Below are 24,381 nucleotides of genomic sequence, written 5' to 3' on the forward strand. Positions count from 1 at the left end.
TGGATCATGAAAAAAGTATCTATTAAAGATGTAGCTCGGGAAGCGGGCGTATCGGTGACTGCTGTGTCACATATATTAAATGATAATAAGCAACGTTTTTCTCAAGGGACAATAAAAAAAGTATTAGATGCCAAAGAGAAGTTAGGTTACATACCGAATAAAAATGCGCAACAATTGCGTGGAAGTAAAACGAAAATGATTGGCGTATTATTGCCGAGTTTAACGAATCCTTTCTTTTCTACCATCATACAAAGTATGGATGAGCATAAGCCAGATAATGTTGAGATTATATTTTTAACAACCATTAATAAAGGACTAGAAGAAAATATAAAGCATTTAGTAGAGCATGGTGTAGATGGCTTGGTCATAGGTCGGCTTATAGATGAACCAGAAAATTTAAACGCATATTTAACGAAACATAAAATTCCATATGTAGTGTTAGATCAAAGTGAAGACAATGGTTTTACGGATATTATTAGAACGAATGAACATGAAGGTGGAAAGTCGGCAGCAAAACATTTAATAGACTACGGTCACACTAACCTTGCAATTATACAACCCTATGAACTAATGGCTAACATGAAAAACAGAATCGATGGATTTGAGCAGTATTGTGGTGTACACAATATCCCTAATCCTAAAAAAATAAATACAGAATTATCGAAACTTGGAGGTAAAAATGCTGTGAATCAACTTATTAGCCAAGAAGTCACTGGTATTTTTGCGATAAATGATGAAATTGCTATTGGTGCTATACGTGCATTAATCGATAATAACTTTGCAGTTCCCGATGATATTTCAATTATTGGTTACGATGATATTGATTTTGCCCAATATATGAATCCAGCTTTAACAACGATTGCACAACCTATAGATGAAATTGGGAAGGTTGCCTTACATCAGATACTTAAAAAAGTAGAGGGACTAAGTAGTAAAACAGAGAAAATTGAATTACCTACACAATTAATTGTGCGAGAAACGACACAAAGCCTCAAATAAGCATTGCCCTGGAAGTTAATTTAACTTTTAGGGCTTTTTAAATACTAAAAATCAAAAAGAAAGCGTATACATTTTTGAAGAGAAGTGTTATATTTTTAGTAAAACGTTTTACTCAATTGCAAAATTACTTTTACTAAATATAGAGAGGTGTAAGAAATGAACGTAGTAGCATTATTGATTGGATTAGGACCATTAATAGGTTGGGGGTTATTTCCTACCATTGCATCAAAATTTGGTGGTAAACCCGTAAACCAAATTATTGGGACAACGATAGGAACTTTAATTTTTGCAGTTGTCTTTTATTTATCTACAGGACATAGTTTTCCAACGGGAATGGATTTGTTTTTCGCAATATTATCAGGAGCAGGATGGAGTTTCGGTCAAATTATGACGTTTAAAGCTTTTGAGTACGTAGGTTCATCAAGAGCGATGCCAGTCACAACAGCGTTTCAATTATTAGGTGCTTCACTTTGGGGTGTCTTTGCACTAGGAAACTGGCCGGGCATTTCACATAAAATTATAGGTTTTAGTGCATTAGTCGTTATTTTAATTGGTGCACGTATGACGGTATGGAGTGAAAAAACCGAAGCAACTAGCAGTAATTATTTGAAAAAAGCAGTCGTCATTCTATTAATTGGGGAAATCGGTTATTGGTTATATTCAGCAGCGCCTCAAGCGACAGATATTGGTGGTAAAACAGCATTCTTACCTCAAGCTATTGGTATGGTTATAGTCGCAGTCGTTTATGGATTGACAAAGATGAAAAAAGAAAATGCATTTACCAATAAGGTTACATGGTTGCAAATTATTTCAGGTTTCTTCTTTGCATTTGCGGCATTAACTTATTTAATTTCAGCGCAACCAGATATGAATGGTTTAGCTACTGGTTTCGTACTTTCTCAAACTTCAGTAGTGTTAGCAACATTAACGGGTATTTATTTCTTAAACCAACGCAAAACTTCAAAAGAAATGGTTATTACGATTATTGGATTAGTCCTTATCTTAGTAGCAGCGACAGTCACTGTATTTATTAAATAATAAGTAGGAGCGATAACTATGAAAAAAACAGAAATGCTTAACAGTAATGTATCTAAAGCAATTGCCACAATAGGCCATTTTGATTTATTAACAATTAATGATGCAGGTATGCCAATACCTAATGATGACAGAAGAATTGATTTAGCTGTGACAAAAGAATTACCATTATTTATAGATGTACTGAAAACTGTATTAGCAGAAATGAAAATACAAAAAATCTATTTAGCCGAAGAAATTAAAACTCAAAATGCGCAACAATTAAAACAAATTAAAGCATTAATCGAAGATGATGTTGAAATTGAATTTATTCCACATTCAACAATGAAAGAATATCTTAGCCATCCATTGAATAAAGGGAATATACGTACTGGTGAAATCACACCATTTTCAAATATTATTTTAGAATCTAACGTTACATTTTAAAATTAAGGGAGAGAACAAGTCATGACAAACAAAGTAGTAGTTTTAGGATCAACAAATGTGGATCAATTTTTGTCAGTAGAACGATATGCAAAACCGGGAGAAACGTTACATGTAGATAATGCACAGAAAGCTTTTGGTGGAGGCAAAGGCGCTAACCAAGCGATAGCTTCTGCTCGTCTGAACGCACAAACGACCTTCGTTTCTAAAGTCGGAAAAGACGATTTAGCTAACTTTATGTTCGATGATTTCAAAGAAGCGGGTATTAATACGCAATATATTTCAAAATCTGAAACTGCCGACACAGGACAAGCTTTTATCACGGTTGATGCTGAAGGTCATAATACTATATACGTATATGGTGGGGCTAATATGGCTATTACACCGGAAGACGTAAACACGGCTAAAGACGAAATTGCCCAATCAGATTATGTCGTTGCGCAATTAGAAGTACCTGTGGAAGCGATCATCCAAGCTTTTAAAATCGCTAGAGATGCAGGCGTTACGACGATATTAAATCCAGCACCGGCAGAAGTTTTACCACAGGAATTGTTGGTGTTAACGGATGTAATTATTCCGAATGAGTTTGAGGCAGCAACATTATCAGGTATTTCTGTTGTCGATAAAGCGTCTATGGAACAAAATGCTAATTACTTTTTAGAATTAGGAATTAAGGTTGTTATTATTACGATAGGTGAACAAGGAACTTATTATGCAGTGAAAGAAGACTCTGGATTTGTCGAAGCATATAAAGTGAATGCGATAGATACAACTGCAGCGGGTGACACATTTATCGGTGCATTCGTCAGCAAGTTTAAAATGGATGAATTAAATTTAACTGAGGCCATCGATTATGCCAATAAAGCAGCATCACTAACAGTACAACGCAGTGGCGCACAAGCGTCCATACCTTTAGCGAAAGAAGTACAATAATCTAACAAACCTCCTGACATAATGCGTGTCAGGAGGTTGTTTTTAATGATTATCAACGCTAATTACTACTATAGATACGCCAATTAGCGTAATAATACCGCCACCAATTACAATTAACGTTGGAATTTCTCCTAACAATAAATAGGATAACAAGATTGATACTAATGGAGTTAAATAGAGTGAAATAGTCGCATCGGAAACACCTATCTTTTGAATTGTAAATGCCAATGCAAAATATGGGATAACAGTAGGGAAAATACCGAGGTATAGTACTGCTAGAAGTGAAGTTGTACTTGCTGTTTGAACTTCATTATAGCTACCTGGTAAAAATAAAAGCATAAAAATAGCACCTGACACTATGGTATAGATTGTAAATGGTATAAACCCATATTTATCTAAATATCTTTTTTGAAAAACGAAGTAAATACTTTCGCCTAAAGAAGCAAATAAAATTAAAATAACCCCTATAACGACTACAGTAATATTGCCCTCGCTGCCTAAAGAGATTAATGCCACTCCTAGAAAGGCTATTATCGACCCCATCCAAGCTAATTTTGAAAATTTTTCTCTTAAAAAGAAAATTGCAAGTAGCGCAGAAAAAATAGGTGTAGTAGTAACTAGTAAACTTGCTATTCCAGCGCTTACATAGTATTCCCCAATGCTTAATGATGTATGATAGACAGTAAAACCACAAAAACCTAGTAGTAAGATAAAAGGTATGTCTTTTAGAAGTGGTAAAGGCACTTTTTTTATGATTCCGATTATACATAATAGTAATGAACCTATTATTAATCTCAATGCTGATAAGTTCTCCGCTTTAAAATCTTGTAATGCTAATTTTATGACTGGGAATGCTGAAGCCCACAAAAATATAGTTACACCGAAAGCCAAAAGGATAGACTTATTTATTTTAATATTTAGCATAGTTTTCGACCCCAGTTTTAGAACTGTATCTCACGCTTATAGTATGTTGATTAATTTTATACATAACAAAAACCACCTTTAATAGCATATTTCTATGTTATGAAAAATGGTTTATAATTGGTGCAACCAATTCTTAGTTAATTTACCCAACCAATTTAGGAAAGGGTGTGTAATTATTAAATATAGAGAAATAGCATCATACATTAGAGATAAAATCATTTCTGGCGATTGGTATTACGGAATGAGAATTCCAACACAAAGACAATTAGCCAACCAATTTGAAGTGAATAGAGTAACAATTATTAAAAGTATAGAAATTTTAGAGGCAGAGGGATTTGTTTTTACAAAAATGGGAAGCGGAACATATGTAAATGACTATCTAGATGAAGATTTCATTTCAAACAAATGGAGTGAAATGATGGATTGGTCGCTTAGTTTGAGAAGTCAGTATACCGTGCAATTGATTAATAAATTAGAAGCTGATAATTCTTATATCCATATAAGTAAAGGAGAACTAGGCATTGATTTGATACCGCATTTGGAATTAAAAAATGCAATGACAAACGTTTCGAAATATATTGGTGAACTCTCCTTTGGTTATAATAATGGTTATGGATATATTAAGTTGAGAGAGTTAATAGCTAATAGGTTAAGTTCAGAAGGAATAAATGTCACAAGTGATAATGTTCTAATAACTTCAGGAGCACTACATGCTATTCAACTTTTAGTTACTGGTTTTTTAAGTCGAAATACACTAATATTTTCAAATACCCCTTCATATATAGATTCTACTCATGTTTTTGATTATTCAAATATGAAGAAAGTTAAAATACCATATAATAATTTTACTGAATTTTACAGTATAGTTAATCATTATCCGGGAATTAAAGAAAAAGCTATTTATGTGGATCCTACGTTTAACAATCCTACAGGTTCCTCTCTTTCAATAAAAGAAAAAGAAAGTATTATGACATGCAGTAAATTACATAATATTCCAATTATAGAAGATGATATTTATCGTGATATTTGGATAGATAGTAAGCCAGAATGTCCCATTAAAGCTTTAGATACAAATGGTAATGTGATACATATAAGTAGCTTTTCAAAATCGATTGCGCCGGCAATAAGAATAGGTTGGGTGATAGCGTCAGAAAAGATAATAGAACAATTAGCAGATATTAGAATGCAAATTGATTATGGGTCTAGTATATTATCTCAAATGGTCGTTTACGAATTACTTAAAAATGGAGATTATGATAATCATACAAATAGGTTAAGAAAAATATTAAAAGACAAACGTGATTACATGTTGAATATTTTGGATAAAGAATTTTCTACTCTTGCTCAATGGAATGTTCCAGAAGGTGGATTCTTTATATGGCTTACTCTTGAAAAAGATATAAATATTAAAAGATTGTTTTCTGAACTTATTAATAAAGAGAAAATTTTATTAAATCCAGGATTTATTTACGGAAGTGAAGACAATACAGTTCGTTTATCATACGCTTTTGAAAGTAAGGAAAACATTAATTATTCACTTAAAAAAATTAAGCAGTATGTAATGAAAAGTTAAAAAGAATATTATCAATAAACCTCCTGACATAATGCGTGTCAGGAGGTTGTTTTGTATTTATTACTTTATGATTTTATTCAGGGTCACCGTTTTCGTCATATTTTGTGACATCGCCGTCTTGGTCGATGATATAAGAACCTGCAAGATTTCCATCTTTATCAGTAAAGGAGAATCCCCATTCACCATCATCATTTTTTTCTGGTTCTTTGTAGTCATATTTCGAAGTATCTAAATTATGACCTTCATAGTCTTCCACTTTGTCGATAACATTATCTCTTGTTACTTCATCACTGCTATCATCATTGTCACTATCGTCGCTACCGAAATCTCCATAGCCACTCGTTTCTGAAATAACATTTGTCCAAGAGTTAATTTCGCTTTGTGAGAGGTCTTGAAGTTTTACCGTTTTAGGATTATCTAGAATACGGTTAGACTCACGTTCAGTATAACCATCTTCATCCCAACCTTTATTTTGGAAATGGCTAGGAACGTTGTAAACGGTCACTGTACCATCGTTATTATCTGTATACACTACTTGTCCAGCAGACATTGGCGTGCCTGATAATAATTGTGTACCATTAGGGAATTTCGCTGAAGCACTTTTATTATATGGGTTTAGAGCCTTACCGGAAACATCTTCATGGCCGATTTCCGTATTCGAAGAATCTGCAGTGCCACCACTGTCTTCGATAACTGAAACCCAGACTTTAGCATAGTGTTCGTTAGAGTCTGTATTTTCGCTGTTATGATTACTATCAGATGATGAAGATGAGTTATTATTTGATGATTGATTGTTTTTCTTGCTGTCGCTAGATGACGAGCTTTCTTTTGAACTTTTGGAATCATTACTTGATCCCGTATTGATATTAATATCACACGCCGATAAAACCATTGATGCTAAGAGTGCGCTAGCAGCCACATATTTTAATTTCACAAAAAATCCCCCTTGTTAAATAATTAAATCTTTTAATTATTATTATACACAAAATGTTGTGCATTATCACAATTAATTTAAAAAATTACAATGCAAGAGAGGATTTTAAAATTTTAATTATTTAATTCATTAATTACTGTAACCATGTCTTCGTGGAAAACTAAGTTTGCATCTCTATCATAAGGTGTCGGCTCTTTATTAATTATAATGAGATGCTTACCTTCGAAATTTGAAATGAGTCCCGCTGCTGGTTGCACTACGAGTGAAGAGCCTAGTACGACTAACGTATCGGCTTGTCGTATTTTGCTTAGGGCATTAACGATGGTTTCTTGGTTAAGCATTTCTCCATAGAGTACAATATCAGGTCTAATGGCATTGCCACATGCTTCACAATGACTTAAATCATTACTGATGACATATGATTGTGAATAGTCTTTGTGGCAATTAGTACAATAAAAATGATTTAATGTGCCATGTAATTCATCGACCTTTTCACTACCGGCAACTGAATGGAGTCCATCGATATTCTGGGTAATGGCACCAAGTGATTGATTGCTTTTTTCTAGGTCGGCAATCCATTGGTGCACATTATTAGGCTGTTTATCAGTATAGAGTAAACGTTTATGACAAAAATTCATAAATCCTGTTGGATCATCTTGTAAATAATCGGCACTTAATAAATATTCAGGGGAGTAGCCATCTTTTGAAATTTCATCGAAAAGGCCACCCATAGAACGAAAATCTGGAATACCACTTGCTACAGATATGCCAGCTCCTGTGAAAAATGTGATTTTATTAGAATTATTAATAATTTCTTTTAATTGTTCGATATTGCTTGCCATTTATAACACTCCATTTAACAATATGAGTAGAATTGTACTAATTATAATTTTAGTTATCAGCAATAGTTTTAGCAAACATATAACATGTCGTTATTAGTGGTTTAATTAGCATAAACAAGCTAGGAAAAGAAATTTTGAGTTACTTGCTTTATAATAAACACAAAATATTTAGAATTGAGGTCAACGTAGTGAAGAAGTTATGGGTTTTAGGCGCAAGTATCATAGCAATTATCGTTATTGTGTCATTAATCACAGTAGGCATGAACAAAAAGCAATCTAATTCTAAACATCAAGAGCGTGAGAAGGATACGCAACATTCAAAATATATAACAAGTCAAACACCAACGTTATTTTTACATGGTTATGCAGGTACACTAAATTCTGAGAAATATATGGTGAATCAGGCTAAGAAAAAAGGTGCAACAAAGAATGTTATAACGGCGATAGTGAGCAATGATGGCCAAGTTCAGTTGAAAGGGAAGTTGAAGAAGAACGCAACTAATCCTGTCGTTCAAATCGTGTTGCAAAATAATAAGCAAGGCGACTATGACATAAATGCAAAATGGTTTAAAAATGTTTTGGTGAAATTACAAAGCGAGTATAAAATTAAAAAGTTTAATTTCGTAGGACATTCGATGGGTAATTTATCGTTTGCCAACTACATGTATTTATATGGTGATGATCAATCATTGCCACAATTAAATAAACAGGTAAACATTGCTGGCACGTTTAATGGTGTGTTGAATTTGAATGAAAAAGTAAATGAAATTTCGGTAGATAAAAATGGCAAGCCTAGTCGTATGAATCAGCCTTACCAAAAATTGCTTAAACTAAAAGGAATTTATAAAGGTAAACACATAGAGGTATTGAATATTTATAGTGATTTACAAGACGGCACGCACTCCGATGGACGTGTATCGAATAGTTCGTCAAAATCATTGAAATATTTACTGGGACATAGTCCTAAAAGCTATAAAGAGTCAAAATATGAAGGGCAAAAAGCACAACACAGTCAATTACATGAAAATAGCCAAGTTGCTAACGAATTAATAGAATTTCTATGGGGTAATAAAAATTAATAATACTTATGCTCATCTTAGTATTTTAATAGGTAGGCTAGTCATTACACGTGACTGGCCTTTTTTTATTAGGGAATAATAACTTTGTAAAAAACAAATAAATTTAGTTGACTAATCAACTAATTAGGTATATGCTTAAATAGTTGATTTGTCAACTATATATTGGAGAAGGTGATACTTTGAATGAAAAGGAATTTGAATATAGGGACATAAAGTTTATTGGAAAGTTATCATCAAAGATTTATAGAAGAGGGAATATCTATATAACTGAAAAGTTAAAACCATATGGTATAAATTACATTCAAATGATGTGTTTAGTTGCTTTATATATAGAGGATGGTATTAGACAAGAAGAAATAGTAGAAGATATAGGTATTGATAAAGCAAGTGTAACGAGAGCGATTAAATCATTAGAGGATAACGCATATTTAACAAGGACTAGAAACGAAAGTGATAAAAGAGCATTTAATTTATATCTCACTGACAAAGCTATGGAATTTAAAGAAATTAGTTGGAAATTTTTAAGCGAGTGGGAATTAATGATATCAGAAGGCATCGATGATAAAGATAAAGCGATAGCATTCAATGTTTTAAATCAAATGTCTATAAATGCTGATAAATATTATAAAGATGAAAATTAATTTAAAAAGGAGCCATAAAAATGAATAACAATAATGAAATGTTAAACGGTGCAGTAGTTTTAGGTGGCGGAGGTTCATTAGCTATCGGTTGGGAATTAGGTTATTTATATGCACTTGAAAATGAAGGTATCGATATTAGAAATGCAGATTTAGTTATAGGTACTTCTGGTGGAGCACAAGCAGCTACGGGTATTACTTCAACTAAAAGTTGGGAAGAAATTTTTAATGAACAAATCGAGCCTAAATCTAATGAAGAACCACCTCAACAAAATATGGAGGCAGTGGTAGCTAAATATAGTGAGATTGCTCAAAAGTCTCATAGCCCAGAAGAATGGATTGAAAATTACAGCGAGTTTGCATTACAAAAAAATAAATTTGATGAAAGTGAACACATCAATAGATTAAAACATAGAATTAAAGTAACGAGTTGGCCTCAAAACTTAATGATTACAGCAATTGATGCGCAAGCATCTAAAAGAGCTGTGTTCACTAAAGATTCTAATGTTGATATTTATAGAGCAATGGCTTCAAGTGGTTCACTGCCTGGTGTATGGCCTGCTACAACAATTGATGGCAAAAAGTATTATGATGGTGGTTGTCATTCAATGGAAAATGCAGATTTAGCTAAAGGTGCAAATAAAGTATTGATTTTAGCTACCAATCTTCCTGTTGCCACACCATATAAAATTGATGATGCGATTGCAGAATTACAAAACAGTGGTGCAAACGTAAAATTAATCACGCCTAGCGAAGATGTGATTCAAAAACTAAACGAACTAGGTGGCAATACAGTTGATACTGCTATTAGACCTGAAATGGCTAGACTTGGACAACAACAAGGCGAAAGAGATGCACAAATGATCAAAGAATTTTGGAACTAAATTAATATATTAAAAAGACCTAACAGAAATCCATCGATTTTTGTGAGGTCTTTTTTTAGTTAGTAGCGTGTCATTTAAAAGATAATTAATTATTTTTTCATATTTACCATTTAAAAATAATTTCATTAGTATATACTGGATAACATACTTTGCTGAGATTTTGGAGAAAATTATGAAAAATTTACATAGGCAATTAAATTATAAAGAAATATTTGAGGTGTCAACATGATACACAGAAAGTTGAAAGATAAGCTAGATTGGCCTGTATTTATCATAAGTGGTGGCGTACTTATCATATTTGTAATTATGTCATCATTATTTACTAAAGCCACTTCGCAGTTTATTCAACAAGGTTTTCATTATTCTATAACGTATTTTGGTGCTTTCTGGCAATTTTTATTATTAGCCACATTCGCTGTAGGATTATTTTTATCCATTACAAAATATGGTCGAGTCAGATTAGGCAATACGTCTAAACCAGAAATGAGCTATTTTAAATGGGCAGCAATCATTATCACATCAGGTTTAGGTGCGGGAGCTATATTTTGGGCGGCAGCCGAGCCTATGTATTACTTTATAGATGTCCCACCTACGATGGATGCAAGCATAAAAAATAAAAGTGTCGAAGCAATACCGGCAGCAATGGCACAAAGTTTTACTTCATGGGGTTATACAGCTTGGGCAGTGTATGGCGCTGTAAGTGGCATCATCATTATGTATGCACATTATAATAAAGGTATGAAAATTTTGCCAAGAACGTTGTTGTATCCGATATTTGGTAAAAAACTTGAACGCAGTGGCTTAGGCGCAGTAATAGATATATTTTGTATTCTAGGTGCTGTAGCTGGAACGATAGGGACAATAGGTTTCTTCGGGTTTCAATTTAGTTACTGGTTACATAGTATATTTGGTTTGCCCGACAATATTATTACACAGGTAGTCTCGGTTGTCGGTTTAATTGTAGTAGTAACATTTTCTGCTGTAACGGGTATCGATAAAGGGATTCAGTTCTTAAGTAAATTGAACGTGTGGTTAGCGCTTGGTGTAGCTGCATTTATTATTTTAATAGGACCTGGCATATTTATATTACAGACATTTATGTCTTCATATGGTACCTATATTACGCATTTTATTAGTATTAGTACTTTTAGAGGGGATAATAAATGGGCAGGCGCATGGATGTTGTTTTTCTTCGGTTGGTTTATAGGTTATGGGCCTTTAATGGGTATGTTAGTAGCACGTGTTTCTAGAGGTAGAACGATACGAGAAATTTTTATTTTAGTTTCAATTTTAGCGGGATTAGTTTCTCAGATTTGGTTTACTATTTTAGGAGGCAGTGGTCTGTTTTATGAACGTCATCAGGCTGGGACAATTAGTCATCCTTTAGAAAAGAATGGTTTACCTGCAGCCGTTATTTCTATTGCTAATCACCTTCCTTTAGGTACTATAGTTGTCATAGTTTTACTTTTACTGACGTTAATATTCGTTATTACAACTGCGGATACGATGTCGTATTCAATATCCATGTCAGTAACAGGACAAGGTGATCCACCAAAGTTAGTCAGAGTATTTTGGGTAGCTGTGATGGGCGCTATTTCTGTCATTCTTATTAATATAGGTGAAGGTAGTATTGATGCAATTCAATCCTTTATTATTATCACGGCAGTACCTATTTCAATTATCATGTTACCTGTTATTTGGACTGCCCCAACGATAGCCCATAAATTAGCTAAAGAACAGGGAATCATCAAGGTAAAAGAAAAAAACACGTTTTTTAAATTTTTAGTACCCAATCAAATATTAAAATATACTGAAAATGAAAAAGAAAAAGATTAAGTTAAATAAAATGTAAAGAAGCCACATCTAATTTTAGATGTGGCTTTTTGTGTAGTTGTATCAACAGATTGAAATACGAAAATAATATAGTCACGATAACTATGCTAAATAATTATTGAGCTGTGTAACCGCCGTCTATTAATATAGCTTGACCAGTTACGCTTTTAGCTTTATCGCTGGCAAGAAATACGGAATAGTCTGCTACTTCTTGAATATCGACAAGGCGCTTTTGTGGAATCATAGGGAATAATACTTCATCTAGTACCTGATCGACACTCACATTTCTTGTCTTGGCTAAGTCTTCCATTTGGCCACGCACAAGTGGTGTATCAATATAGCCAGGACATATTGCATTAACTGTAATACCGTCTTCTGCCGTTTCTAATGCAGTAACTTTAGTTAAACCGATAATACCGTGCTTGGCGCTATTGTAAGCAGATTTCCCAGAAAATCCGATAACACCATTGATTGATGACATATTTAAAATACGACCAAATTGTTGTCGTTTCATAATAGGTAGCACATGCTTTATCATAATAAATGTACCAACTAACATAATATCAATCATCTGTTTAAATTTAGCAGTTGGAAAGTCTTCAATATTTGAGACATGTTGTAAACCTGCATTATTCACTACAATATCAATACGACCATATTGGGCTACAGTTTCATCGACGAGTGCTTTTACGTTCTCTTCATTAGATACGTCTGCTACAACGCCTATACAGTCGAAACCTTTACCTTTAAAATCATTTACTACACGATCTAATTGCTCTTTATTAATGTCTGTGAAGACTACTTTTGCGCCTTGGTGTAAAAATTCTGTAGCAATTTCTAACCCAATACCACTAGCCGAACCTGAAATAATGGTAATTTTATCTTGTAACATTATAACCCCTCCATTTTCTCTATACATTTTTAGTTTACGCTACTGAAGGGGGTTGTAAAAGAAATACTACTAAAATGATAATAAAAATATTTTGGTTTAACTATTTTTTATTATACGGAAACTTTGATACGCTAAATTCAAGTAATATTAATTCATTAATAAAGGGGAAATTCGCATGAAAATAGTAGTTATTGGTGCCACGGGTACAATTGGACGACGCGTAGTTGAAAAGTTACAAAGTCAGCATGAAGTTGTGTCAGTAGGTAGTAGCTCAGGTGATTATCAAGTTGACATTACGTCTGTTGAAAGTATTAAGAAAATGTATGAAGATATTTCAAATATCGATGCCGTCATTAGTGCGACTGGCGGAGCCGCATTTACGGCACTGCCTGAGCTTAGCGTAGAAGAAAATCAAATTGCGATTAATAGTAAATTACTCGGCCAAATTAATTTGGTTTTAATAGGACAACATTATTTAAATAACAATGGAAGTTTCACTTTAACTTCTGGCATTATGATGGACGATCCTATTAGACTGGGAAGTTCTGCCGCAATGGCAAATGGTGGGATTACTGGTTTTGTAACTTCTGCAGCTATTGAACTTAACAATGGCTTGAGAATTAATAATGTGAGTCCTAACGTTGTTGAAGAAGCATTAGATAAATATGGTGAATTTTTCAAAGGTTTCACAGCTGTGCCAGTAGATAAAGTTGCTGACGCTTACGTTAAAAGTGTAGAAGGTGCGCAGACTGGCCAAACATATCGAATTTATAATTAACAATGGAAGAGCGTCAGTTTCATTAGTAAATGTGCAATTCCGTCATAGTTAATTTATTAAGACATAAAAAAGCCGTTATTATTGTTTTCAATAATAGCGGCTTAATTGCTTATTTAATTGCGAAAAAGGGGGGCTATTGACCAATAGTAATTTCTGTTAAGTAATCATTTTGGTCAAAGTATGCTGTATAAAAACCATTATTTGTACCGTATTTAACAAAAGTACCATCTTTATTACCTAATTTACCCTCATCAGTAATTTTATTTGAAGTGTGGGCTTTTTTGAAAGTATCTTTAGATACAGAGTCAGGTTTAGTGAAGAATGTTATTTGGACTACTTTATTATCACTGTTGTAGTCTACTGTGGTGTCATAAACTTTTTTAGAATGGTCGACACCTGACTTGGCAGAAGTATCTACTTTATAACCATCAATGCCAACATTGTCGTATTTTAAAGCACGTACAAAGTTATAATCCTGCGTGAACGAAGGGTCATATGTCGTATATCCTTCGTAGTTATACCAAGGTGTTACAGTTTTGAGATTAGTAGTGCTTTCTGTACTTACACCACTTGCGCCACCTTCACCGTGTCCCCATTTTTGAACCTGCTCTGCTGCGTGAGTGACTGAACTACTAGTCGTAACATATGCTGCTGTAGAACCTAATACAAGCGTAGAAACAACGACAGTTGCTGAGAAAAACTTGCCTACTTTATGCATAATAAATCACTCCTTTTATATTATTTTTCTTTGGTGTAATTGTTCACTTTCATCTTACTCTTTTTATATATAATTGCAAGCAAAGAGAGAATATTTGTTAATTAACAAATATTTTATAAATATTAAATATAATGACTGTATTCAAAACTAAAGACAGCCCTAGGGGGCTGCCTTATTATGCTTATAAGATTAAGCTATTTCATGTTATTTAATTGTTTTAGTATAATTTTGTGTTGCTTTTCTAAAGAAATTGGGTCGTTATATGTCGTATCTGATGCATCTAATGTAATAACGTGTCCTTTTTTAACAGCATTTAAATTCTGCCAATTATTTGTTTTTGTAAATGCGGGTTTGTCCCCGTTCGTCGCTAAGATAATGTAATCGCCAGTATATGTTGTTAAGTTTTCTTGAGAAATTTGAGCGTTATAACTATTGTGTACTTTATCTTCTAAAGCTTTAGGCATTTGCATACCATAACCATCGTATACAATTTCAGTGCCTCGACCTAAACTTTTGCCGAAAGCAACTAAACCTTTAGGTGTGGATTGTACGGCAGTGATTGTTTTACCTTTAATCTTGTCGCCTAATTTTTCTTTATCTTGTGCCATTTGATGATTCCAATCTTTCACCCATTTTTTGGCTTTTGCTTTTTCATTAACGATTTCTCCCAATTGGATTGTAGTTTCTTTATAATTAGATTTTTTTGAATCAAATTGAACAGTAGGGGCGATTTTCTTTAATTTTTTAATATTTTTATCTTCTTTAGAAGTTATGATTAAATCTGGTTTTGTTTGTGCAATTTGTTCAATGTCCGTTTGCCCAACACGTTTGGCACCTTTCGTGGCTTTATCTAATGTTTTATTTTTTTTCACAAAATCTATAACGCCCACAGGTTTATGCTTAAATTTAACTAATGCGCCTATATATGTAGGGTGTAAAACGACGATACGTTTAGGATCTTTAGGTATTTTAACCTTTGTGCCGTCATTTTGAGTAAATGTCTTAGTTTGTTTACTATCGGATGATTTGTTGGAACTTTTATTTTTGCTATTATCTTTATTTCCGCAGGCTGCTAAAACGACAAACGCAATTAATAATAAAACTAAAATCTTTTTCATACACATACCTCTCTTTTTGTTGGTATTGATTATCATTATCAATTATAGCATAATAGAAAGTACTTACAAGTGCGTTTTTAAATGTGCTAATTACAATATAGGATTCTGTGATGGAGGAGCAATTGGATTGAATAAATATATAGAAAAATTTCAAGTGAATGACTATGTTATCACGGTTCAACTACCAAAAAGTTATTTTAAATGTAACAATCGATACTACCCATTATTATGCGTACAAGATGGTGATTATTTATTTAAAGGTAGGAAAAAGGAAGTTATTTTTGTAGGTATTGAATCAAAAGATAGAGCCAATGATTTTACACCATGGCAAGCATCAATTGGTAGTGAATTAAATGGAGGTCAAGCCGATAAATATTTAACATGGCTAACCGAAAAATTAATTCCTTTATTAAGAGATAAATACAGAGTTTCGAATGATAATAATGATATAGGTATAGCAGGCGCTTCATTCGGGGCATTAGTTTCATTATATGCGCTATATACGATGCCACAAAAATTTGGAAGCTATATTTTAATTTCTCCTTCATTATGGTATCCACAATTTGTAGAGTTTATGCAGAACCATAACGCAATAAATAAAGAAGTCAGTGTTTATTGGTATGTTGGGTTGAAAGAAGGAATCAAACATACATTGAGAATCAAAAAGATGGTGCCTCATAGTTTAGAAGGCGTAAAAATTTTAGAACAGAGTTTAAAAAATAACAATTCACGTTTCAAATTCCAAACCTCAAAAAGAGGTATTCATAGACATCGATTTTTCAAAAAATATTTTAACAAAGCTTTAAAATATATTTATTGAGATATATTGAAATACACCCTATAGACGAAGTGATTTTAGTCTAAAGGGTGTATTTTTTTGAGTTGGTTATTTATATGTTGTATCAATTATTTGAAGTTAATTCACTAAATCTTTGTATCTTTACCTGAAATAAAACCAAATATTGAGACTAAAACTCCCACAAGAATCAACAATATTATTGAGAAATTCCAACTGCCAGTTTGTTGTGAAATAATTCCTAATAGTAATGGGCCTGAAGCGGCTAAAATATACCCTATAGATTGAGCCATACCCGATAAATCCGAAGACTTTTTAACGGTTGCTGTTTTTAAGACAAAAAACATCATGGCCAAACTATATGTCGCGCCGGTACCTAAACCAATAAGCACTAGAAAGACGATAACCCAATTATTATTAATGAGTAAAACGCCGAGTAACCCAACAACTAAAAATATACCAGATGTTAGCGTTAAAAAGCTTTGTTTCTGCATTTTACTTGTAATAATAGGAATAATAAAGTTTATTGGTAACATTGCGAGCTGGAAAATAGTCATGTACCAGCCAGCTTGATTGCCGTTAAAACCTTTCGTTTCTAAAATTTGTGGCAACCACGCGAAAAGACTGTATGGAATCAATGATTGTAATCCCATATAAAGCGTAATAGCCCAAGCGAATTTAGATTTCCAGACTGTAGTCGCAATTTCATTATTAATGTTACCAAAAGTAAGATTTTCTTTAACTTTTAATTGAGGAAATCTTAAGAAAAACGCTACTATTGCTAACACTGGAAATATAACCCACAGTTGCATGGCAAATTTCCAATCGAAAGTCCCTGAATTTGCTATTGATGAAGTCAGACCGGAAGACAGTGCGCTAATTAAATTCATTGTAATAGAGTATAGACCGACGACAAAACCTGTATTTTTTATAAACGTAGATTTAATCAAACTTGGTGTTAATACATTGCCTGCAGAAATGGCAATACCAACGACTAACGTACCAAGTATTAACACGGTACTATCGCCAAAAACCCTGAAAATTACGCCGAAAGACAAGATAAACATGGAAATTAATAATGTTACTTCAATACCTAGCTTAGCAGCAATTTTAGGCACAAGTGGTGAGAATAAACCAAATGCAATTAACGGCAAAGTATTCATAAATCCAATTGCTGTATTGGACATCGCTAGATCACTTTTTATATGTGGAACTAATGGGCCTACAGAAGCTATCGGTGAGCGTAACGTCGCACCCACTAGTAATATAGCTATAAGCAACATATATATGTAATACGTTTTTTTAGTTTCTAAATTCATTATGAATACCTCCCTTAAAATGAAAGATAATATTAATTAGATAGCCTCAATTACCACAGACCTAATTATGACGCTTTCTTCAATGATAATGTCAAAATTAAAATAATAATAAGCATAATGCCAACTAATTGAAGCGGTAAAAACGCTACTTTTAACCACAGTGCGCTTGCTACAATAGCCATTACAGGCTCGATTGTGCCATATAACGTCGTTTCTTTTGCTGTTAAATAAGTTAAGCTTTTAATAAAGAAAAAGAAGGCGATTGCCGTACCGCCAATAATGCCAAAAATCAAATATGCTGTAGTGGAAATAGTCAACGCTGAAAAATCAAAGTGCCATATAGGTGCCTTGAAATTCATCAGGACACCTGAAATTAGCATTGCCCAACCGACGACTAAAATAGATTGAAATCTAGCTAATAATTGAGCGGCATAAATTGTATAAAAAGTAAGTGCCAGTCCTGAAATAATGCCCCAAATGACACTGGGTGGTGCCACTAATAATTTACTGAAAGACCCATTGGTTAATAATAAAAATGTACCAGATAATGTCAAAATAATAGCGATAAGATCGAATAGTTTAAATTTTTCTTTGCGACGAATGATATACCACAAGATAATATAAACAGGCGCTATATATTGCAATAATGTTGCTACGGCAGCATTACCGTAATTTATAGAAGCCATATAAGCATATTGCACAAGCAACATCCCAAAAATCGAAAAGATAACAAGTTGAAAAATAGTATGAACATGAGTGAAAATACTAAATATCGATTTATGACGGTTCATTATTTTAAATAAGACTAAAAGTACAATACCACTGATGAGAAGTCTTGCTGTAACATACCAATTAATATCGATATGCCTTTGTTGAAATAGAAAGTCTGAAACTGTGCCACCCAAGCCCCAGAGTGAGGCGCCGACCACAGCTAATATGATGCCTTGTAAACGTTGGTTTATGTTGTTAGTCATGTTATCACCTTGAAATGTTAAGATATTGAAATTATATCGCGACCAAAACTGCTATAATATATAAAAATAGTTTAAAAATATCAAAATATAGAGGTGTTGCATAATGTATAACGAAATTATTGTAGATGAGACAAATCAAGAACTTATACAATATCCAGATAAACAATGGAAACACTTCATTTTACATACTGTACTTAATAAAACACTTTTTGGGTACATCCCGTTGCATTGGCATCATGCGTTACAGTTCATGTATGTCATTCATGGAGGCGTAAATGTAGTCATTGCAGATAAAGCTATAACAATTAATCAAGGTGATGGTATTTTTATTAATTCAAATGTGGTACATGAAATTAATGAGTGTGTTGTTAATACAGAATATTATTGCTGGAATATCGAGTTACCTGAAGTAAGTCATAATATGGAATTTGATTACGTTATGTCCATTACAAATTTTGCAGCGAAGTTGCCTTATATCTATTTATCTTCAGATGACAAGGAAGGGTTAAAATTACTTGAAATAATTAATGAAGCAGGTCAAATTTATGAACGAAAACCTACTTACTTTAAATTAGATATTACGATTAGGTATTATGAGGCACTTAAATGGCTAATGAGTGCATTGCAACAAAAGCATGATTATATCGAATACTATTTTGATAAGCGCGTAAAATTGTTAATAGAATATCTACATAATTATGCGCATACGAAAATAACTTTGAAAACGCTGAGTCATTTAGTTCATATGAGCGAGTCAGAAACGATTAAATTATTTAAGCAACATGTGAATCAAACACCATTTCAATATTTAATGAATGTTAGGTTAGAGCGAAGCATTAGCATGTTATACGGCCAACAAACATATACGGTAACCGAGATTGCAATGGCTTGCGGTTTTTCAACAACAAGTTATTTTATACAAATTTTTAAAAATAAATACGGTATGACACCAAAACAAATGCAAAAAAATGCAAATGCTCAAAGCGAAAATTGAGTTAATATTTTCTAAAAATAAAAGACATTAATTAAACGTCTAAGACTGCGTGGCGTCTAATTAATGCCATCTTCTCGCTATATCCTTTTACGACACTAACATTTCCTTTGTGTGCAGATTATTCATAACTGGTTAATTTTCTGTTGATTTTATCAGGTAACTGCTCAAGGTTGTATTTATATATGTAAATAGCACAGTTATGAAAAATTGATGTATATTGCCAATCTGGGATTAGAAGTTCCATTACAGTGGGTATATTAGAAAGTAAAGGTTTTAATAATATTGTGCACACCATAGAGGGTTATGCAAACAAACCACAATTAATAACATAAAGGGTGTGAGGAAAATGAAACAACATTATAAAATTGTTATCGTTGGCGGAGGAACAGCAGGCATCACCGTTGCCGCAAGACTACTTAGACAGCAGCATAATTTAAAAGGTGACATCGCGATTGTTGAACCGTCAAACACGCACTATTATCAACCGCTATGGACTTTAGTAGGTGCGGGTGCATCCAAACTGAAAAGTTCTAAGAAGCATATGAGTAGTGTGATTCCTAAAGGGGCACATTGGATTAAACAAAGTGTAGCAAGCTTTAATCCAGAAAATAATAAAATCATATTAAGTAATGAGGCAACGATTGATTATGATTATTTAGTTGTTTGCCCAGGATTGCAAATTAATTGGTCACAAATTAAAGGATTACAAGAAAATATAGGGAAGAATGGCGTTTGTTCGAACTATTCTCCAGAATACGTTACGGAGACATGGCGTCAGATCTCTAACTTCAAAGGTGGAAATGCCATCTTTACGCATCCTAATACGCCAATAAAATGTGGCGGAGCACCAATGAAAATTATGTATTTAGCAGAAGATTATTTTAGCAAACATAACATGCGCTCAACTGCTAAAATCAGCTATGAAACACCTAAAGATGTAATGTTTGATGTGCCAAAATATGATAAAGAATTACGTAGAATTGCTCAAGAAAGAGATATAGAAGTAAATTATTATTATAATTTAATCGAAATTGATGGTGACAAAAAAATAGCTGTTTTCGAACACATTGAAACAGGAGTTAAAAAGACATTAGATTATGAAATGCTGCATGTTACACCGCCTATGGGGCCATTAGATTTTGTTAAAGAAAGTGAACTTACAGATAATGACGGTTGGGTTGATATTAATCCAACGACACTACAACATACGAGCTACTCCAATGTATTTGCACTAGGTGACGCTTCGAACGCACCAACGTCCAAAACAGGCGCAGCTATTCGTAAACAGGCACCAGTCGTCGTTAACAATTTATTGCAAGCGATGAATGGCGAAATATTATTAAATCATTACAACGGTTATACTTCATGTCCACTTGTTACTGGATATAATAAACTAATCTTGGCAGAGTTCGATTATAATAAAAAACCTACAGAAACAATGCCATTCAACCAATCAAAAGAACGTTGGAGTATGTATATATTTAAAAAAGATTTATTACCAAAAATGTACTGGCATGGCATGTTAAAAGGTTTAATGTAGTAAAAGAGACAGGCCAACACTAAACATGTTGGGTCTGTTTTTTTGTGTAAATTTTTAATTATAGAATTATTTTTAAACAATTAATTTTCCATATTTATGTCGAGATTGTTCCTTAGCGAAAACCATCATATGATGAAAGAAAATCTGAGTTATTTAATATAATCACTTATTCATTAAATTAGTGTAATAATATAACTGTTGATTTAAACATAAAATAAATTTACAATAGAAAGTAAGTCTTATATTTTTTTATAGCCAAATAACAACGTTGTTATTTTGTAAGCAATTTAATTTTTTGTATTTATCTATCTATGCAAACCAAATGGAGGGGGATTATATGTCAAAATTTTTAAAGTTAATTGTAAGCGCATTCATAATTTTGGGAATGATTAGTTTTGCACTTAACTCACAGATTGATGCTCAAGAAAAGAAAAAGGAAATTGTCTTAGCTCATAATCAACCAACGGAGCATCCTGTCCATAAGTCGCTTGAAATCTTCAAAAAGGAATTAGAAAAGAAATCTCATGGCCAAATAAAAGTGAAAATATATCCTAATGGTCAATTAGGCAGTGAACGTGAAGCAATTGAAATGACTCAAACAAATGCTATACAGATGACAAAGGTTTCTGCAGGTGCACTCGAAAGTTTTTCACCTTCGTATTCTCTATTCAACGCACCATATTTATTTAATTCACAAGACAACTATCGTCATTTAATGAAAGATAAAAAAGTTCAAAATGAATTTTTCCATAGTACTTTGGACAATGGATTTTTAGGTATTACATATTACGATGCCGGAGCTCGTAATATTTATACCAAAAACAAAGCTATCAAAAATAGTAAGGATTTAAAGGGAGTTAAAACACGCGTTCAGCCAAGTAAAACGAGTGTTAAGCTAATTAAATCATTAGGCGGTACGCCAACACCGATGGATTTCGGAGAAGTATACACTGCTATGCAGTCAGGCGTTATAGATGCTGCTGAAAACAATGAAACGGCACTCACAACGAATAATCATGGTGAAATAGCCAAAAACTATTCTTATACAGAGCATGCTTACGTTCCTGATATCTTAATTATGAACAAGGATACTTACAATGATCTTACTAAACAACAGCAAAAATGGATTGCTGAAGCAGCAGCAGATTCAACTAAAAAACATGAAGTATTATGGGACAAAGAAGTTAAACACGCGAAGAAAGTAGCTAAAAAGGATATGGGTGTGAAATTCTATAAAGTAGATAAATCATCGTTCAAAAAAGCGTCCAAACCTTTACGCAAAGAGTTTGCTACAGATCCAAAAACTAAAAAATATTATGACTTAATTCAAAGGGAGGAAAAGAAATATGAAGAAAGTAAAACAAAGCATTGATAAACTATTGCTTACATTAGCTGGCATAGCATTATTTGTAATGGTTTTGTTGTCTATTTATCAAGTGGTCTCCCGTTTTATTTTTAATACGCCAAGTACAGTCAGTGAAGAAATTGTACGATTTCTTTTGATTTGGTTTGCACTACTCAGTGCTAGCTATGTTTTCGGTGTTAAAAAACATATTGCCATTTTATTTTTTAGAGAAATTTTACCTAAAAAAGTGCAGTTAATAATGGAAAAAGTTACCGATGTTTTAATCATTATTATTGCGCTTGTATTGATGATTTATGGTGGATACGAAGTAGTGAAACTGACATGGACACAATTCGCACCATCTACTGGTTTATCGATGGCAAGTATGTATGGCGCACTTCCAGTATCTGGAATATTTATTATTTTTTATTCTATCTACAACTTATTGGATAAAAGTGAATTAGATAATATGGATGATGGGGGGCATACATCATGACGTTAGTGGCAGGGTTAGTACTATTTATTAGTTTCTTTGTATTCTTGTTCTACGGATTGCCGATAGCTATTTCTATAATTTTAAGCTCTATAATTACGTTACTATTGATTTTGCCTTTTGATGTAACAATTGCAACTGCAGCACAACGTATGGTTACAGGGATAGACGATTTCACGATGTTAGCTATACCATTGTTTGTACTAGCTGGCATCATTATGAATAATGGTGGTATTGCATTTAGATTAGTTAACTTTGCGAAAGTATTAGTGGGACGATTGCCTGGTTCATTGGCTCATACAAACACTGTAGGAAACATGTTATTTGGTTCAATATCTGGTTCTAGTGTTGCCGCTGCGGCAGCAATGGGGCGTATAATGGGACCTATGGAAAAGGCTCAAGGTTATAAAAAAGAATATTCTGCAGCTGCCAATATCGCTTCTGCACCGTCAGGTTTATTAATACCGCCAAGTTCTTTACTAATAGTATATTCTCTAGTGAGTGGTGGAACATCTATAGCGGCACTATTTATTGCAGGATATATCCCAGGGATTTTATGGGGAGTTTGTTGTATGATTGTTGCGTTTTTTATGGCGAAAAAACATGGCTATAAAGGATCTGAAAAGATTTCATGGAAAGATAAACTATTTTTATTTTTAGATGCTATTCCTAGCTTGTTATTAATAGTTATTGTAATAGGTGGTATTGTAGTTGGCGTGTTTACAGCAACAGAAGGAGCAGCAGTAGCGGTATTATATGCAACGGTATTGTCGCTCATTTATAAAAGTTTAAAAATCAAAAATATTCCAAGTATAATTAAAGAAACCGCAGAAATTACAGGAATGATTTTATTTTTAATTACTGCTTCTGCATTATTTTCACTTGTTATGAGTTATACAGGATTACCCGAAGCGATATCTAAAAGTATTATTTCGTTAACTGATAATCCTATTCTTTTATTATTATTAATGAATGTGATTTTATTGATTATTGGTACATTTATGGATATTACACCAGCAGTATTAATCTTTACTCCCATCTTTTTACCAATATCAGAAGCTATCGGTTTAGATCCTATTCACTTTGGGATTATTATTGCCTTTAACTTATGTATAGGTAATATCACACCACCAGTTGGTAGTGCATTATTTGTTGGTGCTAGTGTTGGTGGAGTCAGGGTAGAGTCCGTATTTAAATATTTATTACCTTATTTCGCTATACTTATCATATTATTACTTGTTATTACTTTTATACCGCAATTATCACTATTCTTACCAAAATTACTAGGATTATAATAAAAATGGTCAGTCTCACAAT

Annotated in this window: 24 protein-coding genes and 1 pseudogene; 17 read left to right on the plus strand and 8 right to left on the minus strand. The window is 33.1% G+C overall.

What is annotated here, in order from left to right:
* Positions 1 to 6 precede the first annotated feature (6 nt).
* The 4 genes from rbsR to rbsK all read left to right on the plus strand — a co-directional run bounded on the left by rbsR (position 7) and on the right by rbsK (position 3,390).
* Positions 7 to 999 (plus strand): ribose utilization transcriptional repressor RbsR, encoded by a 993-nt coding sequence (gene rbsR, locus ISP08_RS00820; protein WP_195718989.1) that lies wholly within the window; start codon positions 7 to 9, stop codon positions 997 to 999.
* Positions 1,000 to 1,155: 156 nt separating this feature from the next.
* Complete coding sequence (gene rbsU, locus ISP08_RS00825; RefSeq protein WP_048794276.1) at positions 1,156 to 2,037, plus strand: ribose/proton symporter RbsU; 882 nt, start codon at positions 1,156 to 1,158, stop codon at positions 2,035 to 2,037.
* Positions 2,038 to 2,055: 18 nt separating this feature from the next.
* Entirely contained in the window at positions 2,056 to 2,460 is a 405-nt protein-coding gene (rbsD, locus tag ISP08_RS00830) for a D-ribose pyranase (protein WP_048794277.1), read from the plus strand.
* A gap of 21 nt (positions 2,461 to 2,481) precedes the next feature.
* A complete protein-coding gene (rbsK, locus tag ISP08_RS00835) occupies positions 2,482 to 3,390 on the plus strand; it encodes a ribokinase (protein ID WP_195718990.1) in 909 nt (302 codons plus the stop codon).
* A gap of 42 nt (positions 3,391 to 3,432) precedes the next feature.
* Here the strand turns inward: rbsK and ISP08_RS00840 are convergent, their stop codons facing one another.
* Positions 3,433 to 4,314, minus strand: coding sequence for a DMT family transporter (locus ISP08_RS00840; protein WP_195718991.1), 882 nt, complete (start codon positions 4,312 to 4,314; stop codon positions 3,433 to 3,435).
* Positions 4,315 to 4,486: 172 nt separating this feature from the next.
* On the opposite strand from ISP08_RS00840, the gene ISP08_RS00845 reads away from it, so the two are divergent.
* Positions 4,487 to 5,887, plus strand: a complete 1,401-nt coding sequence (locus tag ISP08_RS00845; RefSeq protein ID WP_195719368.1) for an aminotransferase-like domain-containing protein — start codon at positions 4,487 to 4,489, stop codon at positions 5,885 to 5,887.
* 73 nt (positions 5,888 to 5,960) lie between these two features.
* On the opposite strand, the gene ISP08_RS00850 is transcribed toward ISP08_RS00845, so the two are convergent.
* Positions 5,961 to 6,821, minus strand: a complete 861-nt coding sequence (locus tag ISP08_RS00850; protein ID WP_244138706.1) for a hypothetical protein — start codon at positions 6,819 to 6,821, stop codon at positions 5,961 to 5,963.
* A 113-nt stretch (positions 6,822 to 6,934) separates the two neighbouring features.
* The gene (locus tag ISP08_RS00855; RefSeq protein ID WP_195718992.1) at positions 6,935 to 7,663 is read right to left on the minus strand and encodes an NAD-dependent protein deacylase; all 729 of its coding nucleotides are present in this window, start codon (positions 7,661 to 7,663) and stop codon (positions 6,935 to 6,937) included.
* A gap of 188 nt (positions 7,664 to 7,851) precedes the next feature.
* Here ISP08_RS00855 and ISP08_RS00860 point away from each other — a divergent pair, with 188 nt between their 5' ends.
* The 4 genes from ISP08_RS00860 to ISP08_RS00875 all read left to right on the plus strand — a co-directional run bounded on the left by ISP08_RS00860 (position 7,852) and on the right by ISP08_RS00875 (position 12,100).
* Positions 7,852 to 8,742, plus strand: a complete 891-nt coding sequence (locus ISP08_RS00860) for an alpha/beta hydrolase (RefSeq protein ID WP_195718993.1) — start codon at positions 7,852 to 7,854, stop codon at positions 8,740 to 8,742.
* A gap of 179 nt (positions 8,743 to 8,921) precedes the next feature.
* Entirely contained in the window at positions 8,922 to 9,383 is a 462-nt protein-coding gene (locus tag ISP08_RS00865) for a MarR family winged helix-turn-helix transcriptional regulator (RefSeq protein ID WP_195718994.1), read from the plus strand.
* Positions 9,384 to 9,403: 20 nt separating this feature from the next.
* Entirely contained in the window at positions 9,404 to 10,264 is an 861-nt protein-coding gene (locus ISP08_RS00870; protein WP_195718995.1) for a patatin-like phospholipase family protein, read from the plus strand.
* 225 nt (positions 10,265 to 10,489) lie between these two features.
* A complete protein-coding gene (locus tag ISP08_RS00875; RefSeq protein ID WP_195718996.1) occupies positions 10,490 to 12,100 on the plus strand; it encodes a BCCT family transporter in 1,611 nt (536 codons plus the stop codon).
* A 112-nt stretch (positions 12,101 to 12,212) separates the two neighbouring features.
* Here ISP08_RS00875 and ISP08_RS00880 read toward each other — a convergent pair whose 3' ends face one another.
* The gene (locus ISP08_RS00880; protein WP_195718997.1) at positions 12,213 to 12,989 is read right to left on the minus strand and encodes a 3-hydroxybutyrate dehydrogenase; all 777 of its coding nucleotides are present in this window, start codon (positions 12,987 to 12,989) and stop codon (positions 12,213 to 12,215) included.
* A 175-nt stretch (positions 12,990 to 13,164) separates the two neighbouring features.
* Between ISP08_RS00880 and ISP08_RS00885 the strand changes: the two genes are divergently transcribed.
* Complete coding sequence (locus ISP08_RS00885; protein WP_195718998.1) at positions 13,165 to 13,767, plus strand: short chain dehydrogenase; 603 nt, start codon at positions 13,165 to 13,167, stop codon at positions 13,765 to 13,767.
* Positions 13,768 to 13,900: 133 nt separating this feature from the next.
* Here ISP08_RS00885 and isaB read toward each other — a convergent pair whose 3' ends face one another.
* Entirely contained in the window at positions 13,901 to 14,485 is a 585-nt protein-coding gene (gene isaB / locus ISP08_RS00890; RefSeq protein ID WP_195718999.1) for an immunodominant staphylococcal antigen IsaB family protein, read from the minus strand.
* Between the two features lie 194 nt (positions 14,486 to 14,679).
* Positions 14,680 to 15,603, minus strand: coding sequence for an ABC transporter substrate-binding protein (locus ISP08_RS00895; protein ID WP_195719000.1), 924 nt, complete (start codon positions 15,601 to 15,603; stop codon positions 14,680 to 14,682).
* 127 nt (positions 15,604 to 15,730) lie between these two features.
* On the opposite strand from ISP08_RS00895, the gene ISP08_RS00900 reads away from it, so the two are divergent.
* A complete protein-coding gene (locus ISP08_RS00900; RefSeq protein WP_195719001.1) occupies positions 15,731 to 16,423 on the plus strand; it encodes an alpha/beta hydrolase in 693 nt (230 codons plus the stop codon).
* Positions 16,424 to 16,527: 104 nt separating this feature from the next.
* On the opposite strand, the gene ISP08_RS00905 is transcribed toward ISP08_RS00900, so the two are convergent.
* On the minus strand, positions 16,528 to 17,718 hold the full coding sequence (locus ISP08_RS00905; protein WP_195719002.1) for a CynX/NimT family MFS transporter: 1,191 nt from the start codon (positions 17,716 to 17,718) through the stop codon (positions 16,528 to 16,530).
* A gap of 65 nt (positions 17,719 to 17,783) precedes the next feature.
* Positions 17,784 to 18,692, minus strand: a complete 909-nt coding sequence (locus tag ISP08_RS00910; RefSeq protein ID WP_195719003.1) for a DMT family transporter — start codon at positions 18,690 to 18,692, stop codon at positions 17,784 to 17,786.
* Positions 18,693 to 18,795: 103 nt separating this feature from the next.
* On the opposite strand from ISP08_RS00910, the gene ISP08_RS00915 reads away from it, so the two are divergent.
* The 6 genes and pseudogenes from ISP08_RS00915 (at position 18,796) to ISP08_RS00935 (ending at position 24,359) form a co-directional block, all read left to right on the plus strand.
* The gene (locus ISP08_RS00915) at positions 18,796 to 19,686 is read left to right on the plus strand and encodes an AraC family transcriptional regulator (RefSeq protein ID WP_195719004.1); all 891 of its coding nucleotides are present in this window, start codon (positions 18,796 to 18,798) and stop codon (positions 19,684 to 19,686) included.
* A 203-nt stretch (positions 19,687 to 19,889) separates the two neighbouring features.
* A pseudogene (locus tag ISP08_RS13010) lies at positions 19,890 to 20,018 on the plus strand (hypothetical protein); the annotation flags it as partial.
* Positions 20,019 to 20,032: 14 nt separating this feature from the next.
* Positions 20,033 to 21,226 carry a type II sulfide:quinone oxidoreductase Sqr gene (sqr, locus tag ISP08_RS00920; protein ID WP_195719005.1) on the plus strand — a complete coding sequence of 398 codons (1,194 nt, stop codon included), beginning with the start codon at positions 20,033 to 20,035 and terminating at the stop codon, positions 21,224 to 21,226.
* Between the two features lie 337 nt (positions 21,227 to 21,563).
* Complete coding sequence (locus ISP08_RS00925; RefSeq protein WP_195719006.1) at positions 21,564 to 22,598, plus strand: TRAP transporter substrate-binding protein; 1,035 nt, start codon at positions 21,564 to 21,566, stop codon at positions 22,596 to 22,598.
* The gene (locus ISP08_RS00930; protein ID WP_048794293.1) at positions 22,573 to 23,067 is read left to right on the plus strand and encodes a TRAP transporter small permease; all 495 of its coding nucleotides are present in this window, start codon (positions 22,573 to 22,575) and stop codon (positions 23,065 to 23,067) included. Before ISP08_RS00925 ends, ISP08_RS00930 begins: the two co-directional genes overlap by 26 nt.
* Positions 23,064 to 24,359: a TRAP transporter large permease gene (locus ISP08_RS00935; RefSeq protein ID WP_195719007.1), complete on the plus strand. Its 1,296-nt coding sequence runs from the start codon at positions 23,064 to 23,066 to the stop codon at positions 24,357 to 24,359. The genes ISP08_RS00930 and ISP08_RS00935 overlap by 4 nt, the downstream gene beginning before the upstream one ends.
* Positions 24,360 to 24,381 lie beyond the last annotated feature (22 nt).

The sequence above is a fragment of the Staphylococcus lloydii genome, from assembly GCF_015775975.1.
Taxonomy (GTDB): domain Bacteria; phylum Bacillota; class Bacilli; order Staphylococcales; family Staphylococcaceae; genus Staphylococcus; species Staphylococcus lloydii.

What these genes read in the sequence shown, in the direction of transcription:
- ISP08_RS00930 (WP_048794293.1), top strand. Translation starts at nt 22,573, where the DNA reads ATGAAGAAAGTAAAACAAAGCATTGATAAACTATTGCTTACATTAGCT.
- rbsU (WP_048794276.1), top strand. Translation starts at nt 1,156, where the DNA reads ATGAACGTAGTAGCATTATTGATTGGATTAGGACCATTAATAGGTTGG.
- rbsD (WP_048794277.1), top strand. Translation starts at nt 2,056, where the DNA reads ATGAAAAAAACAGAAATGCTTAACAGTAATGTATCTAAAGCAATTGCC.
- ISP08_RS00885 (WP_195718998.1), top strand. Translation starts at nt 13,165, where the DNA reads ATGAAAATAGTAGTTATTGGTGCCACGGGTACAATTGGACGACGCGTA.
- sqr (WP_195719005.1), top strand. Translation starts at nt 20,033, where the DNA reads ATGAAACAACATTATAAAATTGTTATCGTTGGCGGAGGAACAGCAGGC.
- ISP08_RS00895 (WP_195719000.1), bottom strand. Translation starts at nt 15,603, where the DNA reads ATGAAAAAGATTTTAGTTTTATTATTAATTGCGTTTGTCGTTTTAGCA.
- ISP08_RS00935 (WP_195719007.1), top strand. Translation starts at nt 23,064, where the DNA reads ATGACGTTAGTGGCAGGGTTAGTACTATTTATTAGTTTCTTTGTATTC.
- isaB (WP_195718999.1), bottom strand. Translation starts at nt 14,485, where the DNA reads ATGCATAAAGTAGGCAAGTTTTTCTCAGCAACTGTCGTTGTTTCTACG.
- rbsR (WP_195718989.1), top strand. Translation starts at nt 7, where the DNA reads ATGAAAAAAGTATCTATTAAAGATGTAGCTCGGGAAGCGGGCGTATCG.
- ISP08_RS00875 (WP_195718996.1), top strand. Translation starts at nt 10,490, where the DNA reads ATGATACACAGAAAGTTGAAAGATAAGCTAGATTGGCCTGTATTTATC.
- ISP08_RS00855 (WP_195718992.1), bottom strand. Translation starts at nt 7,663, where the DNA reads ATGGCAAGCAATATCGAACAATTAAAAGAAATTATTAATAATTCTAAT.
- ISP08_RS00880 (WP_195718997.1), bottom strand. Translation starts at nt 12,989, where the DNA reads ATGTTACAAGATAAAATTACCATTATTTCAGGTTCGGCTAGTGGTATT.
- ISP08_RS00915 (WP_195719004.1), top strand. Translation starts at nt 18,796, where the DNA reads ATGTATAACGAAATTATTGTAGATGAGACAAATCAAGAACTTATACAA.
- ISP08_RS00910 (WP_195719003.1), bottom strand. Translation starts at nt 18,692, where the DNA reads ATGACTAACAACATAAACCAACGTTTACAAGGCATCATATTAGCTGTG.
- rbsK (WP_195718990.1), top strand. Translation starts at nt 2,482, where the DNA reads ATGACAAACAAAGTAGTAGTTTTAGGATCAACAAATGTGGATCAATTT.
- ISP08_RS00870 (WP_195718995.1), top strand. Translation starts at nt 9,404, where the DNA reads ATGAATAACAATAATGAAATGTTAAACGGTGCAGTAGTTTTAGGTGGC.
- ISP08_RS00905 (WP_195719002.1), bottom strand. Translation starts at nt 17,718, where the DNA reads ATGAATTTAGAAACTAAAAAAACGTATTACATATATATGTTGCTTATA.
- ISP08_RS00840 (WP_195718991.1), bottom strand. Translation starts at nt 4,314, where the DNA reads ATGCTAAATATTAAAATAAATAAGTCTATCCTTTTGGCTTTCGGTGTA.
- ISP08_RS00925 (WP_195719006.1), top strand. Translation starts at nt 21,564, where the DNA reads ATGTCAAAATTTTTAAAGTTAATTGTAAGCGCATTCATAATTTTGGGA.